Here is a 16,816-nt window from a genome sequence, read left to right as displayed (position 1 = left end):
GTATAGGTATTCAATAATTTTACTGGTTTTATCAACTCTATCCTGCAAATCGAAAGAAGAAAAAATGTTTTTTGATTTTGATACTGTTGAATATTATTCTTTGAATAAAAATAAAGAAGAAGAAATGGGAAAGAACAATAGTAAAAGTATTGATAATGGTATTTTTGATAAAATCTTTTTTGATAATTATCCAGAGAAACTAAATAATGACATTTTTTATAAAACAATTAACTCTGAGGGATTTTCAAAGTTTGCAGTATCTCAAAAAGATGCTGAATATTTAAAAGGAAATATTTTTTCAGAGAAAACCTCTATAAAGACTTTGCAAACTGTATATGCTTGTTCTCCTCAATACAGAGATATTTTAGTTTTTAAAAAGAAAAATCAAATTTCTGGTATAGCTAAGATTTGTCTTTCTTGCCATCAGTTTTATTTCATTAGTTCTAAAAAAGAAATTAAAACTGAAGATTTTGGAACAGATGGAGAATATAAATCATTAGAAAAATTATTTAAAAAATATAAAAAGTAAAAGATGTTTCAAAGCATCAATTTTATAAATCAAAACATAAACAAAAAATAATAATTATCATATTTCTAATAAAGTACACAACTTACTTTTGCAGAAATTTTTAAAAACAAATAAAAGCTTAAAGCCTAGAGCTTAAAGCCTAAAGCAAAAAACATGAAAGGCGTATTATTAGTAAACTTAGGTTCTCCAGACAGTCCACAACCAAAAGATGTAAAACCATATTTAGATGAATTTTTAATGGATAAATACGTAATTGACGTTCCGTATTTATTGAGAGCATTATTGGTTCGCGGTATTATTTTAAGAAAAAGACCAGAAGAATCGGCTCATGCTTACGCAAAAATTTGGTGGGAAGAAGGTTCTCCGCTTGTTGTTCTTTCTGAAAGAATGCAGCAAAAAGTACAGCCATTAGTAAACGTTCCAGTTGCATTGGCAATGCGTTACGGAAGTATGACAATAGAAAAAGGTCTTCAGGAATTGCACGATAAAGGAGTTACAGATGTAATGCTTTTTCCTTTATATCCGCAATATGCAATGGCTTCGACTTTGACTATTTTGGTTAAAGCCGAGGAAATTCGCAAAAAGAAATTTCCTCACATGAAATTTACCGATGTTCCTGCATTTTACAACAAGCCTGATTATATCAAAAACTTAGCAGATTCTATCCAGAAACATTTGGTTGGATTTGATTATGATCATTTATTATTTTCATATCACGGAATCCCGGAGCGTCATATCCGTAAAACTGATGTAACGAAATCGCATTGTAAAATTGACGGCTCTTGTTGCAACACGCCATCGCCAGCACATGAGTTTTGCTACCGCCATCAATGTTACGAAACTACAAGACAAGTCGTTAAATTATTGGGGCTTCCTGAAGATAAGTACAGTTTAACTTTCCAATCTCGTTTAGCGGGAGACAAATGGTTAGAACCTTATACTGATGTTGAAATTGACAATATGCCAGCAAAAGGAATCAAGAAATTAGCGGTTGTAACTCCGGCTTTCGTTTCAGATTGTTTAGAAACTCTGGAAGAAATCGCAATGCGAGCAAAAGAAGATTTTGAAGCAAACGGCGGAGAAGAATTTTTAGCAATTCCGTGTCTAAATGACGACGACGAATGGTGTGAAACCGTTTCGAATTGGATTAATGATTGGGCTAAGTAATTGAAATTGTTGAAATGAGTAAACTAAAATATCTGTCTATTCTTTTTTTAACTTCTATAATTTTATCGGGATGCAAAAAAAGAGAAACTTTTGAGAACAACGTTTTTTTTGATAAAACATTTAACTGGGAAATTGCAATTCCAGATGATTATGAAAAAGTGAATCAGAAGGAGCAAAATGAAAAAGGAAAGCCGCTTTTGATTGAGGCTAAAAATTCTATTGTTGCCTTTAAAAGAGATAATAAGAATTATTTTTCTGCTAATTATGAAGATGTTACTGGAGACAACAGATCGGTTGACCTCAATTTAAGATTGAAAGATTTTTTATTTTTAAAGAAAATCGGTCAACTCTATCCAAAAGGTAAAATGGGAGATTATGCTGTAACGAGTGAGAATATTTCAGGTTTAAAATTTAGAAAATCAAAAATTGCTGTTACAGAAAATGGCAAGACTGTTGCGACAGTTGTAATTTTCTCTAGCATTTTTATTGATAAAGTTTTTACAGCTTCAATAGTTTATGAAGACGAAGAGTATGGCAATGCTATGATAAATCTGTTTCAAAAATCAACATTTAAGCAATAAATGGAATACTATAACTATTTAAAATCACTGCATTTAATTTTTGTAATCACTTGGTTTGCAGGTTTGTTTTATATCGTTCGTTTGTTTGTATACCAAATTGAAGCCAACGACAAACCTTCGCCAGAAAAAGAGATTCTGCAGGAGCAATACAAAATCATGGCTTATCGTTTGTGGTATATTATTACGTGGCCGTCGGCGGTTTTGGCAAGTATATTTGCTTTTTGGATGCTATTTTTTACAGAAGCCGGTCATGTTTGGATGAAAATGCCGTGGATGCACGTAAAACTGTGTTTCGTTTTCCTTTTGTATTTGTATCACGGAAAATGCCATCAGATTTTTAAACAGCTGCAAAATGATGAGGTAAAATATACTAGCAACTTCATGCGTTTATGGAATGAAGGTGCTACGATTATTTTGTTTGCTGTCGTTTTTTTAGTAGTTTTAAAAAGTGCCATCAACTGGATTTTCGGCGTAATCGGAATTATTTTATTCTCCGTTTTAATCATGCTAGGATTCCGATTTTACAAGAGAATCCGCGAGAAGAAATAAAAAAGAGTTGCCACGAATTACACGAATGGCACGAATTTTTTAGCCACAGATTAAAGGATTTTAATGATTTTTTTTAAGTATAATTTGAAAATCCATCGAATCCTTTTAATCTGTGGCAAAACTTTAAATAGAAATTCGCGCCATTCGTGTAATTCGTGGCAACAAAAAACAAAACTCAGATGCTAAACTTCAAAATGTCAATGCTTTCACTTCGTACCAGGATTTTCCTGTCGATGATTGTATTGATTGTGGTAGCATCTTTTTTATTGGCTTCGATTTCGATTATTCAATTTAAAACCGAAGCAAAAGAATACCATCAGGAACGACTTGAACGAAAAGAAAATGCCGTAAAAGAACATATCAATTATGTTCTGGCAACGACTACTTATCCGTTAAAAACTCAGAATTTGGATTTGATTTTTAAAGATAAAATCCACGAACTGGCGCAAATTCACAAAATCGAAATCAATATTTATAGTCTTGACGGAAAACTGCTCAAATCTTCTAAAGAGACTTTTGCAGTAGATAAAGTCGCTCCGCCAATTCCAGAATATATTCTAAAACTCGTTCGTTCTTCTATCGAAAAGCGATTTGTTGACATCAAAACTATTGACGGCGTTAAAAACAGATCTTCGTACAGTTTAATAAAAGACGAAAAATTCAAACCGCTCGGAATTCTGAATCTTCCGTATTTAGAAGACGACGGTTATTATGATAACGAGCTGAATACTTTCTTGATTCGTTTGAGTCAGGTATATTCTTTTATGTTGATCGTGGCTTTCGCGTTGGCTTATTTCCTTTCGACTTACATTACAAAATCACTTAAAACCATTTCAGATCGTTTAGAAGAAACCAACTTGGATCAGAAAAACGAGAAAATTGTTCTGGAAGCAAATAGCAAAGAAGTCAACTTTTTGATTAAAGCGTATAACGGAATGGTCGACAAATTGGAAACTAGTGCCATTAAATTAGCGCAAAGCGAACGTGAAGAAGCTTGGCGCGAAATGGCGAAACAAGTCGCACACGAAATCAAAAATCCATTGACGCCAATGCGTCTGACGGTACAGAGTTTTCAGCGAAAATTTGACCCGAACGATCCAAATGTAAAGCAGAAAATGAATGACTATTCCGAAACCTTAATTCAGCAGATTGATACGATGACAGCTGTGGCATCGGCGTTTTCGAATTTTGCTTCGATGCCGGCACAGCAGAATGAAACGCTGAATGTCGTTGAGGTTGTCGAACTGGCGTTAGATATTTTCAACGAAGATTATATTGTTTTTGAAAGCGAAGAACGAGAAATCATTTCCAAAATGGACCGCACGCAATTAATTCGTGTCATTACCAACTTGGTTAAAAATGCAACGCAAGCCATTCCAGAAAGCCAGTTTCAGAAAGCCATTGTGGTTACAGTAAAACGTCTTGATGACAATGTTGAAATTGCTGTAAAAGATAACGGAATTGGTATACAGAAACAAGATATCGGACGAATCTTCGAACCTAAATTTACCACCAAAACCAGCGGAATGGGGCTCGGACTCGGAATTATCAAAAACATTATCGAAAATTACAAAGGAACAATTACCTTTGAGTCAACTTACGGTAAAGGAACCACATTTACGGTTTCTCTCCCTATCACCAACTCATAAAATAAAGCGTCATGAACTACGAAAATCTTTTAATTTCTATTGAAGAAAATATCGCGACAGTAACCATAAACAGACCAGCAAAATTGAATGCTTTAAACAAAGATACAATTAGCGATCTGAGTAAAGCGATTAAATTATTGGGTAAAAATGATGATATCCGTGTTATTATTTTAACAGGAAGCGGCGAAAAAGCATTTGTTGCGGGAGCTGACATTTCAGAATTTGCCAATTATACTATTGTTGAAGGCGCACAATTGGCCGCTGAAGGCCAAGAATCTCTTTTCGATTTAATCGAAGGACTTAAAAAACCAGTTATTGCTGTAGTTAACGGATTTGCTCTTGGCGGCGGATTAGAATTGGCAATGGCTTGTCATTTTAGAGTAGCCTCTGATAATGCCAAAATGGGACTTCCTGAAGTTACTTTAGGATTAATTCCAGGTTATGGCGGAACGCAGCGTTTGCCTCAATTGGTTGGAAAAGGCCGTGCAATGGAAATGATCATGACCGCAGCTATGATTTCTGCCGAAGAAGCTAAACAATACGGTTTGGTAAATCACGTAGTGCCACAAGCTGAACTTTTGTCTTTTACAAATGTAATTGCGCAGAAAATAATTAAAAATGCTCCTTTCGCTATCGGAAAAGCAATAAAAGCAATCAATGCTAATTTTACAGACGGTAAAAACGGTTTTGATGTCGAAATAAAATCATTCGGAAAATGCTTCGGAACTGCCGATTTTAAAGAAGGAACAACTGCATTTTTAGAAAAAAGAAAAGCTGAATTTACAGGAAAATAAAGTTATACCGCAGAGTTGCACAAAGATTCCACAGAGATACACCAAGAAGATTTTATTAAACTTTGTGTGACTTTGCGAAATCTTTGTGCAACTTTGCGGTAAAATAAACACAAAGAGAGAAAAACTTAGAATCTCAGCCTCTCAGAACCTTAGTAGCTATAAAAAAACCTTAGCACCTTAAAAAAAAAAATGTACGAACCAATATTTGCCCTTTTTTGTGAACGAGTTAAAGAAAGCATCCAAAGCGGAACTTTCGCTAAATTGACTTTGGCCAAAACAATGGGCGATACCGACTTAAAAAACGTTTATTTCCGCTTGGTTTTAAACGAAGACAATACGTATTCGATCTCGCTTACTTTTCGCTATAAAACCGAAGAAATAGAAAGCATTCATACTTTAGACGAAGCTTTATTAGTTTTGGGCTCACACATTAAAAACCCATTTCTAACGGCACTGTTATTTACAACCAACGATGACGTAACTTTTAAAGTAAATAAAAAAAATGCAGGAAGCATTATCGAGCAAGCACCAACATTTAAAAATGCGTCGCCAGTAATGTTAGAAATGATTGAGAAGGGAATTGTTTAAATAGGAATCCTTCCTATGTTTTCAACGGATTAAAATCCGTTGCTACAATATGACCGTTTCTACGAAACTTTATTTTGAATTATAAAAGAGCCATAGGCTCGATACATTTTGTAGGGACGGATTTTAATCCGTCCGAAAAATTGAGGTAATTGCTTTGCGGGACTTCGACTTCGCTCAGTCTGACAAGAGAATAAAATTCTTCGTGAATCTTTGTGAAACTCCTCCGCGAATCTCCGTGAAACAGTCTCTTAAACCAGCTTTACAAACAAATTAGAAGCAATTTTATTCGAAATAGATAATTCGGTTCCATTTACTTTAATTCGAACCGATAAATCGAACGATTCTTTAGAAAGAAATTCGATTTTAGAACCTAAAGCGATTCCTTGTTTGTCTAAGTATTTAAGAAATTCCGATGAGGTATCTTTAACACCCACACAAACGCCGATTTGGTTTTCCTCTAATTCAGATAAAAGCTGTTTTTCAATTTTTATAATTCGTCCGTTTGCATCTGGAATCGGATCGCCGTGCGGATCTTCAGTTGGATTTCCTAGAAAATCATCCAAACGGTTAATCAATTGTTCCGATTTGATGTGTTCCAATTGTTCGGCAATATCATGAACCTCATCCCAGCTGAAATTTAGCTTTTCTAACAAGAATACTTCCCATAAACGATGTTTTCTCACAATCATTTTCGCGGCAAGCTTTCCGTTTTCGGTTAAAGAAACGCCTTGGTATTTTTTATAATTTACTAAATCTTTCTCTGCCAATTTTTTAAGCATATCGGTTACAGAGGAAGCTTTCGTTTCCATAATTTCAGCAATAGCATTAGTGCTCACTTCCGTCTCCAAAGCAGCAGTCAGATGATATATAGATTTTAAGTAGTTTTCTTCTGAAAAGGTCATTCTCTTTTAAGTTTCAAAGGTGCAAAGTGACAAAGAGACAAAGTTTTATGTTTTGTCAGTTTGAGCTTTGCTTATTTTTTAGACAATAAATAAAGATAAAAATAAAGAAATCATAAAGTTCGGAGAAAAGCTTTGCAACTTTGTCACTCTGCACCTTTGAACCTCTTATTTAACAATCAACAAAGGTATCGAAATTTTATGTCTCAATTTGTCTACCGTTGTGCCAAAAAGAATATCTTTTAATCCAGTGTGGCCGTGGGTTCCCATAACGAGAATGTCAAAATCTCCACCGTTTATAATTTCTGGAATTACTTTGTTTGGTTTTCCAAAACCAAGTTCCGTTTCGATTTTGAAACCTTTCTCCGTTAACATGTCTTTATACTGAAGTAAAAGCTTTTCATCGATTGTGGTTTCATGATCATGTACATGAACGCCGTACATTAAGGCTCCGACTGTTTCTACGACGTGAATTAAAGTGTAATTGGTTTCGGCTCCTCCTAATTCGAATGCTTTGTTTAAAGCGGCTTCGTCGGCATTTGAAAAATCTACAGAAATGGCAATGTTTTGAATGCTTTGACTTTGTTTAGGAGAAAAGCGAAGCTGTAAATTGTGAGGAGAATGATTGATCGCTTTTGCCTTTGCTTTAGCAATAAATGGTTTGAAAACGATGTAAAGCAACAAGCCTAAGAAACCGAAAGCAAGAGGTACAACGGTAAACCATAGAACTGCTGGATGATTTGAACTTTCTAACCAAGAAGAGATTTCATCATAAACTAATTTAGCGTTAAGCGAGACAATAATCAATGCAATAATCCAAGAAACAACTTGAGTCGTTTTAGAGATATGAAAACCATTCATTTTCGATTTATCGCTCACAAAATGGATTAGCGGAATTATTGCAAATCCCAATTGGAGACTCAAGATCACCTGACTCAAAATCAGTAATTTCCCTGTGACGTCTTCTCCGTAAATGTAAATCACGATTAAAGCGGGAACAATTGCAATCAATCGCGTAATAATTCTACGAACCCAAGGCTGAATTCTTAAATGAAGATAACCTTCCATTACAATTTGTCCTGCCAGCGTTCCCGTTACGGTAGAACTTTGTCCAGCGGCAATCAGTGCAACGGCAAATAAGATTGGCGCCCATTTGTTTCCTAAAAGCGGTTCCAGAAATTTATGAGCATCCTGAATTTCGGCTACTTCAAACATTCCGTTTTTGTGGAAAGTTGCCGCAGCCAGAATCAATATCGCGGCATTTACAAAAAAGGCAAGATTTAGCGCAATTGTCGAATCGATAAAGTTGTATTTTAAAGCCTGTTTGATTCCCGCTGGCGTTCTGTCAAATTTTCTAGTTTGCACTAAAGACGAATGCAGGTAAAGGTTGTGTGGCATCACCGTCGCCCCAATAATTCCGATAGCGATGTATAAAGCGGCAGAATTTGGAATAGAAGGAACCAGTCCGCCAATGATTTTATGAATTTCTGGTTCGGCAAAAATCATTTCGAAAATGAAAGAAAAACCAATAATTGCCACCAGAGCAATAATGAAAGCTTCCATTTTTCGAATTCCTTTATTAATTAAAAACAAAAGAATAAAAGTATCCAATACGGTAATCAAAACCCCTTCCAGAAGTGGAATCCCGAATAAAAGATTAATACCAATCGCCATTCCGAGAACTTCTGCTAAATCGCAGGCGGCAATCGCAATTTCGGCTAGAAAATATAAAATGTAGTTAATGTATTTAGAGTACGTTTCTCTCGAAGCCTGCGCAAGGTCGCGCTGGGTTACAATTCCGAGGCGGGCACTTAGACTCTGCAGCAGCAAAGCCATTAAATTACTCATTAGTAAAACCCAAACCAAAGTGTAACCAAATTGGCTTCCGCCAGCGATATCGGTTGCCCAGTTTCCTGGATCCATATATCCTACGCTGACTAAATATGCTGGACCTAAAAAGGCTAAAATTTTTCTGAAACCTGTTTTTTTATGTTCTGTAGAGACAGATTCGTGTACCTCTTCTAAAGATTTACCCATTGTAAAAGTATTGTTTTCACAAATATAGAGAAAAATTATATTCGCGAAACAATATTTTTAGACGAGTCTAAATGTTAAATGTTAGAATTTAAACATTTTGGACACAATCCTGAAAGCGTAAAGTTGATTTCGTTTACTTTGTAATTGTGTGGCATAATATAGCTAGGTTTTACACTTTCCAGACAAGTAATTTCATGGCAGTTTTCACAGCTAAAGTGAGCATGATTGTGAATGTGTACGCGTTGGTGCGAATGATTGCACTTAGCATACTTTACCGTTCCGTCCAGATTCGAAATTTTATGAATAACATCTTCATTTATTAATCGGTCTAGGATTCTATAAATAGTAACGCGATCGCATAAATCATTTAATTGTTTATGGATTTCGGTGTGCGAAAGAGCGGTTTTAGATTTTTCAAACACTTCTAAAACAGCGGTCTTTGCGGCGGTATTACGTGTTGTTTTCATTTGTACAGCATTAAAAATTAAACGCAACAATGTTGCAATTGATAAAAATATGTATATTTGCAACAAAATTGCATTAAAGCAAAAGTACACAGAATGATGAAAATAAGCACACCTTTTTACGATATTTTAGGAATTTCGAGCGCGACCATTTGTCTAGTTCATTGTTTGATTTTTCCTCTTTTAACGATTCTTCCTTTAGGGATGAGTCACAATCCTGTTATAGATTTGCTATTTGCTTCGATAGGTTTATTTGCAATTCTCAAAATTATAAAAAAATCAGCTCTTTTGGTGTCGTCTATTTTAGTTGTTTCAATGGCGCTAATTTGGATCAGTGTTTTGGCTGATCTCTTTTTCGAAATTCATTTGGATTTGATTTATTTCGGAGGAATCGGAATGGTTATCGGACATTTAATTAATTATAGATTACACAGAAAGCAAAATCATTAAAATAACCCATTGCGTGAAAATAAAACTTGATTTAAACACATAGAAACATAGATTTTATTGTTTCGTTTTAAGAGTATAGAAAAAGCTAGCTTTAACACATAGTTCTATGTCTAATTATTCTAAGTGAAACGCCTTTTTCAAATCCTAAAAGCTATGTCTCTATGTGTTTAAAATAATTTCGTCCAATAGATTTAAAAATTAGCAATATGGAAAAGAAGAATTTTGAAGTGATTATCATTGGCGGAAGCTACAGCGGATTATCGGCTGCAATGAGTTTGGGACGTGCTTTGCGTCAAGTTTTGGTTATTGACAGCGGATTGCCTTGCAATAAACGGACCCCGCATTCTCATAATTTTATTACGCAAGATGGTGAAAAGCCTGCAGTTATTTCGGCGAAAGCCAAACTTCAAGTTGAATTTTACAAAACAGTTGAATTCTACAATGGACTTGCAGTGAAAGCTTCAAAAGCGGAAAAGGGTTTTGAAATTACAACAGAAACTGGAGATGTCTTTACCGCTAGAAAAGTACTATTTGCTACGGGCGTTAAAGATTTGCTTCCAAAAATTGAAGGCTTTGCAGAATGTTGGGGAATCTCGGTTTTACATTGTCCGTATTGTCACGGTTATGAAGTTAAAAACGAAAAAACCGCGATTATTGCCAATGGAGAAATGGGTTTCGAATTTGCCAAACTAATTTCGAATTGGACAAAAGATCTTCGTTTATGTACAAATGCAAAATCAGAACTGACTTTAGAACAAACGGAAATCCTTAAGAAAAAAGGTGTTTTAATTTTAGAAGAAGAAATAGCTTCTTTGGAACATAATTCAGGATATATTTCGAATATCGTTTTCAAAAATGGAGAAAAGATTGAGGTGAAAGCAATTTACGCCCGAGTGCCATTTGAGCAACATTGTTCTTTGCCAAAAGATCTAGGCTGTGAAATTAATGAAATGGGATATCTAAAAGTCGACTTCATGCAGAAAACCAATATCCCAGGAATTTATGCCAGTGGAGATGCCACAACTCAAATGCGTTCCGTGGCTTTGGCAGTTTCTACGGGTTCTTTCGCAGGCGCGGTAATCAACAAAGAACTTATCGACGAAGATTTTTTGTAGTTTTTTTTGAACCATATAAGTCATATAAGTTCATTTAGACTAAACTTAAAATTTACTTATATGACTTATATGGTTCAAAAAATTTTTTAACGGATTGAAATTGAAATGTTTTAAAAATTTGTCTCAAGAATAATCATTTGTCGAATTTAATTTTTAGATTTGTCTAAATTTAATTTTAAAATAATGAAATATTTATTTTTGACAATATTAATATTAACTGCTAAAAACATTTACTCTCAAAATATTTCTGGAAAAGTAGAAACAGGAGTTCCTAATCTTCAAGAAATTAAAGTCTCTTTGTTAAATACCAACTTTAAAACTCAAACCGATTCTTTAGGATTTTATAAACTAGAAAATGTCCCAAAGGGGAATTACAGAATTCAGGTAATCGCAGAAGGATTCAAACCTCAAACCCAGAAAATTTCAGTTTTAGAAGACGAAAATCTGAATTTGGATTTTGAATTGGAAGAAGACAATAACGAATTGAACGAAGTCGTAGTCTCTGGAACTTTAAAACCTGTAAAACGATTAGAAAGTGCCGTTCCTGTTGAGGTATATTCGCCAACCTTTTTCAAGAAAAACCCAACTCCAAGTATTTACGATGCGCTTCAAAACATAAATGGCGTTCGTCCGCAGCTCAATTGCGGGGTTTGTAACACTGGAGATATTCACATAAACGGACTCGAAGGTCCGTACACTTTGGTTATGATCGATGGTATGCCAATTGTAAGCAGTCTTTCGACAGTTTACGGTTTGTCTGGAATTCCGAATTCTTTAGTGGAAAGAATCGAAATTGTAAAAGGCCCAGCTTCGTCACTTTACGGAAGTGAAGCCGTTGGCGGTTTGATTAATATTATTACTAAAAATCCAACGAATGCGCCGACATTTTCTGCCGATTATTTTACGACTTCTTATTTTGAAAGTAATCTGGATTTAGGCGCTAAGTTTAATGTCGGTAAAAAGGCTACTTCCATAATAGGAGTCAATTACTTTAATTATGATCAGGTTATCGATAAAGACCATGATAATTTTACAGATGTCACGCTTTCTGAACGTATTTCGGTTTTTAATAAATGGAGTTTTAAACGAAATTATAATCGCCTTTTTACGATTGCAGCCCGCGGAATGTATGAAGATCGCTGGGGTGGAGATGTTCGCTGGGAAAAGAAATACCGTGGAGGCGATGAAATCTACGGTGAAAGTATTTATACCAAAAGAGCAGAATTAATAGGAAGTTATCAACTGCCGTTTGAAGAAAAATTGATGCTTTCTTTTTCTGGAAATGTGCATTATCAGGATAGCCGATACGGAACAACATCGTATATCGCCAATCAGAAAATTGGTTTTTTGCAATTGACTTGGGATAAAAAGGTCGGAAGAAATGATCTCTTGGCTGGAATCGCAAGCCGATATACGTATTACGACGACAATACGCCAGCAACCAAAGAAGCTGAAAACACTTGGCTTCCTGGTATTTTTGTTCAGGACGAAATTACCTTTTCTCCAAAAAGTCAGGTTTTATTGGGAATGCGCTATGATTACAATTCAATTCACGGATCGATTTTTACACCGCGATTTGCCTATAGATTTAAAGCAAATGAAAATACGATTTTCCGCTTAAATGCTGGAACTGGATTCAGAGTTGTGAATTTATTTACCGAAGATCATGCGGCATTGACAGGTTCTAGAGATGTTATTATTGAAAGCGACTTGAAACCAGAGAAATCGGTAAACGTCAATTTAAATTATATCCAGAAAATCAATTTCGGAAACGGGACTTTTATGGGAATCGAAACTACGGCTTTCTACACGAGATTTAGCAATAAAATCATTTCTGATTATGAGACCAATCCAAACGAAATTATCTACAGCAATATTGATGGTTATGCGATAAGTCAAGGAATCAGCACGAATGTTGATCTTAATTTTCCGTCGGGATTAAAATTTATTGTTGGAGCAACGGTTTTAGACAATAAAAATGTGGAAAACGGAATTTCGGAAAGACCCTATTTGACGGAGAATTTTACTGGAACTTGGAGTATATCTTATAAAATCCAACCTTGGGATTTGTCATTAGATTATACCGGAAATGTTTACAGTCCGATGAAATTGCCTTTGTTGAGCGAAACCGATCCGAGAAGTCCGAAGTCGCCGTGGTATAGCATTCAGAACATTCAGTTTACGTATTCGGGTTGGAAAGATTTTGAAGTTTACGGCGGAATTAAGAATCTGCTTAACTTTACGCCAAAACAAAATAATCCGTTTTTGATTTCAAGAACGAATGATCCTTTTGATAAAAATGTGCAGTATGATTCGGCTGGGAAAGTTTTAGTTACGCCTGATAATCCGTACGGTTTGACGTTTGATACGACTTATGTTTACGGGCAGAATCAGACTATTCGAGGTTTTTTGGGATTGAGATATACGTTTAGGTGATTTTTTGTTTGCCACGACCCGAGCGATAGCGAACTGGCGAAGCAATTCAAGAATTTCCGCTAAATTTTTTTGCCACAGATTAAAAGGATTAGAAAAGATTTGTTTGTTGCCTTTTGTCAGGCTGAGCGGAGTCGAAGCCCACGTCCAATTGGAGCGCCCTTCGACTCCGCTCAGGGTGACACAGCAATAAATAAAATTCATTTTAATCCGTTTCATAAAATTAATTCGTGGAAATTTGTGCAATTTGTGGCAAACAAAAAAATCTTTTCTAATCCTTTTAATCTGTGGCAAAACAAACAACTACAATATGAAAAAGCTATTTCTACTTATTCTTTTCTTCGGAATAACTTCAACGGGATTCTGCCAATTAAAAAGTAGCACTTTTGAAGAAGTAGATAGCTTACAACAAATTCAAAAACGAAAAACCGTCATTTTCATCCATACCGATTGGTGCCAGTTTTGCCAGCGAATGAAAGCAACGACTTTCAAAAATCAAGAAATTATTGAAAAACTAAATGTTGATTTTTACTTTATTGATTTCAATGCACAAGAAAAACGAGAGATCACTTTTCAAAACCAAACATTTAAATTTCAGCCAACGGGAAACAATGTTGGTGTTCACGAACTGGCTTTGCAGTTGGGAACTATCAATAACCAAATCACTTATCCAATTTTATGTGTTTTGAATGAGAAGAACGAGATTATCTTTCAATATAATTATTATCTTAGTCAAAAGGATTTTAAAGTTCTTTTGGAAAAATTGAAAGAATAAATTTTCTTATTTTTGAGAATGAATTCTTCGCAAATCCCACATTTCGATTACATTTTTACAGGAACTGGACTCGCATCTCTGATGACGGCTTATAAAATGATTTTGTCTGGAAAATTCGCAGATAAATCTATTTTACTTCTGGATAAAGATGCAAAGAAAACCAATGACAGGACTTGGTGTTTTTGGGAAAAAGAGGAAAGCATTTGGGATTCGATTGTTTCTAAAAAATGGGATTCTGCACTTTTTGCCAATGCCGACTTTAATCGTGATTTGGCGTTGAAGCCTTACCAATACAATCAAATTCGCGGATTGGATTTCTACAATTTTGTTTTTGATGAAATTTCGAAACATCAGAATATTACTTTCTTAAACGAAAAAGTAACTGACATTAACGAACTCGAAACGCATGTTTTTGTCGGTACAGAAGAAAACCGATACACTTGCGTTTATCTTTTCAATAGCATTTACACTAAGGCTTTCGCCGAAAGGCAAAACAAATATCCCGTTTTGCAGCAGCATTTTGTGGGTTGGTTTGTGAAAATGGAAAATGAAGTTTTCAATCCAGAACAAGTGACTTTCATGGATTTTTCGGTAGAGCAAAGGGGAAATACAAGATTTATGTATGTTTTGCCCATTTCTAAAACAGAAGCTTTGATTGAATATACTTTGTTTTCTGAAAAGCTTCTTCAAAAAGAAGAATATGAAAATGAGATTGAAAGCTATCTGACGAAATTAGGTGCTGGAAATTACGAAATTCTCGAAAAAGAGGAGGGAAGTATACCAATGACCTGTTATCCGTTTTGGGAAAAGAATACTAAACGAGTTCTGAATATTGGAACTGCTGGTGGTTGGACAAAAGCAAGTACGGGTTATACGTTTAAAAACTCAGATAAAAAATCCTCTGAATTGATTCAGTTTCTTCAGAATGATACTTCGACTCCGCTCAGTATGACATTGTTTCATAAAAAATCAAGATTTTGGTTTTATGATTTATTGCTTCTGGATATTCTTCATCGAAATAACGAATTGGGAAGTTCGATTTTCTCTTCCTTATTCAAAACAGGAAATCCGAAACTGATTTTTAAGTTTTTAGACGAAGAAACGACTTTTTTTGAAGATGTTAAAGTTATTTTAAAGTGTCCCAAAATTCCATTTATTAAAGCGTTATTTAGAGTGATTTTTCTTTCAAATAAATCTAACTAAAAACGTAACCATTGAAAAAAATTACTTTACTATTCAGTTTCTTTTTTACAATCTTTTTGTTCGGACAAGTTTCAACCAACAAAGCGCACGATGCAATTGTTGAAGAATTTTTGACTAATTGTGCTGAAAAACATAATTACATTATAGAAATGAGCGAATGGCAGGCTTGCCTGGATCAAGGTTTGCAGAAGGATAGTACTGTTGCTTACTTATGGCAGCAAAAAGCGATGCCGTATTTTAAGTGCAAAAAGTATGAAGTCGGAATGCCATTTTTGGACAAAGCAGTACTTTATGACAAAGCAAGATGGCTTCCTTATCGCGCTTTTATGAAATGCATTTTTTCACATAGTTACAAAGACGCTATTGTTGATTTTGATGAAGCTATAAAATTGTATGGTAATAGTTACGTTATGGATCATTCTTTTAATTTTTATAAGGCACTCTGTTATCTTCAGTTAAATGAATATGAAAAAGCTGAAAAGCTTCTGGATGATTATGTGAACGACATTTATAAAAACAGACAGCAATTGGAACATCCGACGGCTTATTTTTATCAGGGAATCGCAAAGTATGAACTTAAAAAATGGGATGAGGCAATTGCTATTTTTGATAAAGCATTAAAAATATATCCAGAATTCTCAGATGCTAAATATTATAAAGCCGTTTGCTGGCTTAAACAAGGAAAACCGAGAGAAGAAGCTATTGCCTTGGTTGAAATTGCAAGGGCAGATGCGGCAAAAGGATTTTCTATAAATGAAGATAATACGGTTTATGAAACGTATCCGTATCAAAAGAAATTTGGCAAATAGAATTTTATCATCGTCAAAAATAGTTGATAGCCCAAGTTATGGGGTTTATTATTGATAAGCTGAATAAAAAAAACACCTTATTTTTTTATTCTAACGACTTTTAGGGGTACTTATAGATTTACGCAACATTTAGATTTGTGCACTGTCAAAAGACATGATTTGTCTATTATGATAGACAATTAACGATGATGAATTTGTAAATGAATAAGAATGAGCAAGCTTCTAAAATTTGATGAGGAAACTGAAGTAGTTGGCGATATCTGCAAAGCTCTTGGTCATCCTACTAGAGTCCAAATTATGACACTTCTCTGGAAACGAGATAAAAGAACGTGTGGCGAAATTGTCGATTTAATTCCGCTGGCACAATCTACAATTTCAAAACATTTATTGGAATTGAAAAAAGCAAATTTGGTTAGTATAAAAAACGTCGGCAAAAAAGTAATTTATTCGGTTGATATTAATAGTATAGAGATACTTAAGAAGTATTTGACCCATTATCTTTCAACAATTGAAATTTCTGAAGAAAATAAAGAAACGGTTTTAACAACCAAACATAAGGTGAGAAATAGAAACAGCTATTTGAAGCAATATAACTATCAGTTTACCCATAAAAAATCAAAACTGGAAACTTTGGATATGATTGAAATTTGATTACTGAGAAATAATTCATTCGATATAAAATTTCTTATCAAACTATAACAAAACTTTATACCTCAAATTAACTAGTTGCGAGTAATCTTTGTAACTTTGCAAATCAAAAGTAAAATTTAAAAA

General features: G+C 34.6%; 17 protein-coding genes. 14 read left to right on the top strand and 3 right to left on the bottom strand.

Going from position 1 to position 16,816, the window contains the following annotated elements:
* Positions 1-64: 64 nt before the first annotated feature.
* From AC3E9W_RS02030 to AC3E9W_RS02000, 7 genes are all read left to right on the top strand, one after another.
* Positions 65-529 (top strand): hypothetical protein, encoded by a 465-nt coding sequence (locus AC3E9W_RS02030; RefSeq protein ID WP_306153893.1) that lies wholly within the window; start codon positions 65-67, stop codon positions 527-529.
* 153 nt (positions 530-682) lie between these two features.
* Positions 683-1,696, top strand: a complete 1,014-nt coding sequence (gene hemH / locus AC3E9W_RS02025) for a ferrochelatase (protein ID WP_306153891.1) — start codon at positions 683-685, stop codon at positions 1,694-1,696.
* 14 nt (positions 1,697-1,710) lie between these two features.
* Complete coding sequence (locus tag AC3E9W_RS02020; protein WP_488766560.1) at positions 1,711-2,277, top strand: hypothetical protein; 567 nt, start codon at positions 1,711-1,713, stop codon at positions 2,275-2,277.
* On the top strand, positions 2,278-2,826 hold the full coding sequence (locus AC3E9W_RS02015; RefSeq protein ID WP_488766559.1) for a CopD family protein: 549 nt from the start codon (positions 2,278-2,280) through the stop codon (positions 2,824-2,826).
* A 233-nt stretch (positions 2,827-3,059) separates the two neighbouring features.
* Entirely contained in the window at positions 3,060-4,475 is a 1,416-nt protein-coding gene (locus AC3E9W_RS02010) for an ATP-binding protein (RefSeq protein ID WP_488767291.1), read from the top strand.
* A gap of 11 nt (positions 4,476-4,486) precedes the next feature.
* Entirely contained in the window at positions 4,487-5,269 is a 783-nt protein-coding gene (locus AC3E9W_RS02005; protein WP_488766558.1) for an enoyl-CoA hydratase/isomerase family protein, read from the top strand.
* Positions 5,270-5,458: 189 nt separating this feature from the next.
* Positions 5,459-5,857 (top strand): hypothetical protein, encoded by a 399-nt coding sequence (locus tag AC3E9W_RS02000; RefSeq protein ID WP_488766557.1) that lies wholly within the window; start codon positions 5,459-5,461, stop codon positions 5,855-5,857.
* A 248-nt stretch (positions 5,858-6,105) separates the two neighbouring features.
* On the opposite strand, the gene AC3E9W_RS01995 is transcribed toward AC3E9W_RS02000, so the two are convergent.
* From AC3E9W_RS01995 to AC3E9W_RS01985, 3 genes are all read right to left on the bottom strand, one after another.
* On the bottom strand, positions 6,106-6,759 hold the full coding sequence (locus tag AC3E9W_RS01995; RefSeq protein ID WP_488766556.1) for a metal-dependent transcriptional regulator: 654 nt from the start codon (positions 6,757-6,759) through the stop codon (positions 6,106-6,108).
* Between the two features lie 165 nt (positions 6,760-6,924).
* Positions 6,925-8,793: an Nramp family divalent metal transporter gene (locus AC3E9W_RS01990; protein WP_306153880.1), complete on the bottom strand. Its 1,869-nt coding sequence runs from the start codon at positions 8,791-8,793 to the stop codon at positions 6,925-6,927.
* Positions 8,794-8,867: 74 nt separating this feature from the next.
* Positions 8,868-9,260: a Fur family transcriptional regulator gene (locus AC3E9W_RS01985; RefSeq protein WP_306153878.1), complete on the bottom strand. Its 393-nt coding sequence runs from the start codon at positions 9,258-9,260 to the stop codon at positions 8,868-8,870.
* A 93-nt stretch (positions 9,261-9,353) separates the two neighbouring features.
* Here AC3E9W_RS01985 and AC3E9W_RS01980 point away from each other — a divergent pair, with 93 nt between their 5' ends.
* From AC3E9W_RS01980 to AC3E9W_RS01950, 7 genes are all read left to right on the top strand, one after another.
* Positions 9,354-9,707, top strand: coding sequence for a MerC domain-containing protein (locus AC3E9W_RS01980; protein ID WP_488766555.1), 354 nt, complete (start codon positions 9,354-9,356; stop codon positions 9,705-9,707).
* 206 nt (positions 9,708-9,913) lie between these two features.
* Positions 9,914-10,822: an NAD(P)/FAD-dependent oxidoreductase gene (locus AC3E9W_RS01975; protein ID WP_488766554.1), complete on the top strand. Its 909-nt coding sequence runs from the start codon at positions 9,914-9,916 to the stop codon at positions 10,820-10,822.
* 183 nt (positions 10,823-11,005) lie between these two features.
* A complete protein-coding gene (locus tag AC3E9W_RS01970; RefSeq protein ID WP_488766553.1) occupies positions 11,006-13,258 on the top strand; it encodes a TonB-dependent receptor in 2,253 nt (750 codons plus the stop codon).
* A 307-nt stretch (positions 13,259-13,565) separates the two neighbouring features.
* Positions 13,566-14,030: a thioredoxin family protein gene (locus tag AC3E9W_RS01965; protein WP_488766552.1), complete on the top strand. Its 465-nt coding sequence runs from the start codon at positions 13,566-13,568 to the stop codon at positions 14,028-14,030.
* A gap of 18 nt (positions 14,031-14,048) precedes the next feature.
* Positions 14,049-15,233, top strand: coding sequence for a lycopene cyclase family protein (locus tag AC3E9W_RS01960; RefSeq protein WP_488766550.1), 1,185 nt, complete (start codon positions 14,049-14,051; stop codon positions 15,231-15,233).
* 11 nt (positions 15,234-15,244) lie between these two features.
* Positions 15,245-16,042, top strand: a complete 798-nt coding sequence (locus AC3E9W_RS01955; RefSeq protein WP_488766549.1) for a tetratricopeptide repeat protein — start codon at positions 15,245-15,247, stop codon at positions 16,040-16,042.
* Positions 16,043-16,252: 210 nt separating this feature from the next.
* Positions 16,253-16,693, top strand: a complete 441-nt coding sequence (locus AC3E9W_RS01950; protein ID WP_488766548.1) for an ArsR/SmtB family transcription factor — start codon at positions 16,253-16,255, stop codon at positions 16,691-16,693.
* Positions 16,694-16,816: the final 123 nt, after the last annotated feature.

The sequence above is a fragment of the Flavobacterium sp. 38 genome, from assembly GCF_057799715.1.
The sequence above is the reverse complement of the archived record's forward strand: the minus strand, read 5'-3'. Positions and strand labels throughout refer to the sequence as shown.

Bases quoted from the DNA above. Each gene is read 5' to 3' on its own strand.
- AC3E9W_RS02010 (WP_488767291.1), top strand. From the start codon at position 3,060: ATGATTGTATTGATTGTGGTAGCATCTTTTTTATTGGCTTCGATTTCG.
- AC3E9W_RS01985 (WP_306153878.1), bottom strand. From the start codon at position 9,260: ATGAAAACAACACGTAATACCGCCGCAAAGACCGCTGTTTTAGAAGTG.
- AC3E9W_RS02015 (WP_488766559.1), top strand. From the start codon at position 2,278: ATGGAATACTATAACTATTTAAAATCACTGCATTTAATTTTTGTAATC.
- AC3E9W_RS01970 (WP_488766553.1), top strand. From the start codon at position 11,006: ATGAAATATTTATTTTTGACAATATTAATATTAACTGCTAAAAACATT.
- AC3E9W_RS02005 (WP_488766558.1), top strand. From the start codon at position 4,487: ATGAACTACGAAAATCTTTTAATTTCTATTGAAGAAAATATCGCGACA.
- AC3E9W_RS01980 (WP_488766555.1), top strand. From the start codon at position 9,354: ATGATGAAAATAAGCACACCTTTTTACGATATTTTAGGAATTTCGAGC.
- AC3E9W_RS01950 (WP_488766548.1), top strand. From the start codon at position 16,253: ATGAGCAAGCTTCTAAAATTTGATGAGGAAACTGAAGTAGTTGGCGAT.
- AC3E9W_RS01965 (WP_488766552.1), top strand. From the start codon at position 13,566: ATGAAAAAGCTATTTCTACTTATTCTTTTCTTCGGAATAACTTCAACG.
- AC3E9W_RS02020 (WP_488766560.1), top strand. From the start codon at position 1,711: ATGAGTAAACTAAAATATCTGTCTATTCTTTTTTTAACTTCTATAATT.
- hemH (WP_306153891.1), top strand. From the start codon at position 683: ATGAAAGGCGTATTATTAGTAAACTTAGGTTCTCCAGACAGTCCACAA.
- AC3E9W_RS02030 (WP_306153893.1), top strand. From the start codon at position 65: ATGTTTTTTGATTTTGATACTGTTGAATATTATTCTTTGAATAAAAAT.
- AC3E9W_RS01975 (WP_488766554.1), top strand. From the start codon at position 9,914: ATGGAAAAGAAGAATTTTGAAGTGATTATCATTGGCGGAAGCTACAGC.
- AC3E9W_RS01990 (WP_306153880.1), bottom strand. From the start codon at position 8,793: ATGGGTAAATCTTTAGAAGAGGTACACGAATCTGTCTCTACAGAACAT.
- AC3E9W_RS01960 (WP_488766550.1), top strand. From the start codon at position 14,049: ATGAATTCTTCGCAAATCCCACATTTCGATTACATTTTTACAGGAACT.
- AC3E9W_RS01995 (WP_488766556.1), bottom strand. From the start codon at position 6,759: ATGACCTTTTCAGAAGAAAACTACTTAAAATCTATATATCATCTGACT.
- AC3E9W_RS02000 (WP_488766557.1), top strand. From the start codon at position 5,459: ATGTACGAACCAATATTTGCCCTTTTTTGTGAACGAGTTAAAGAAAGC.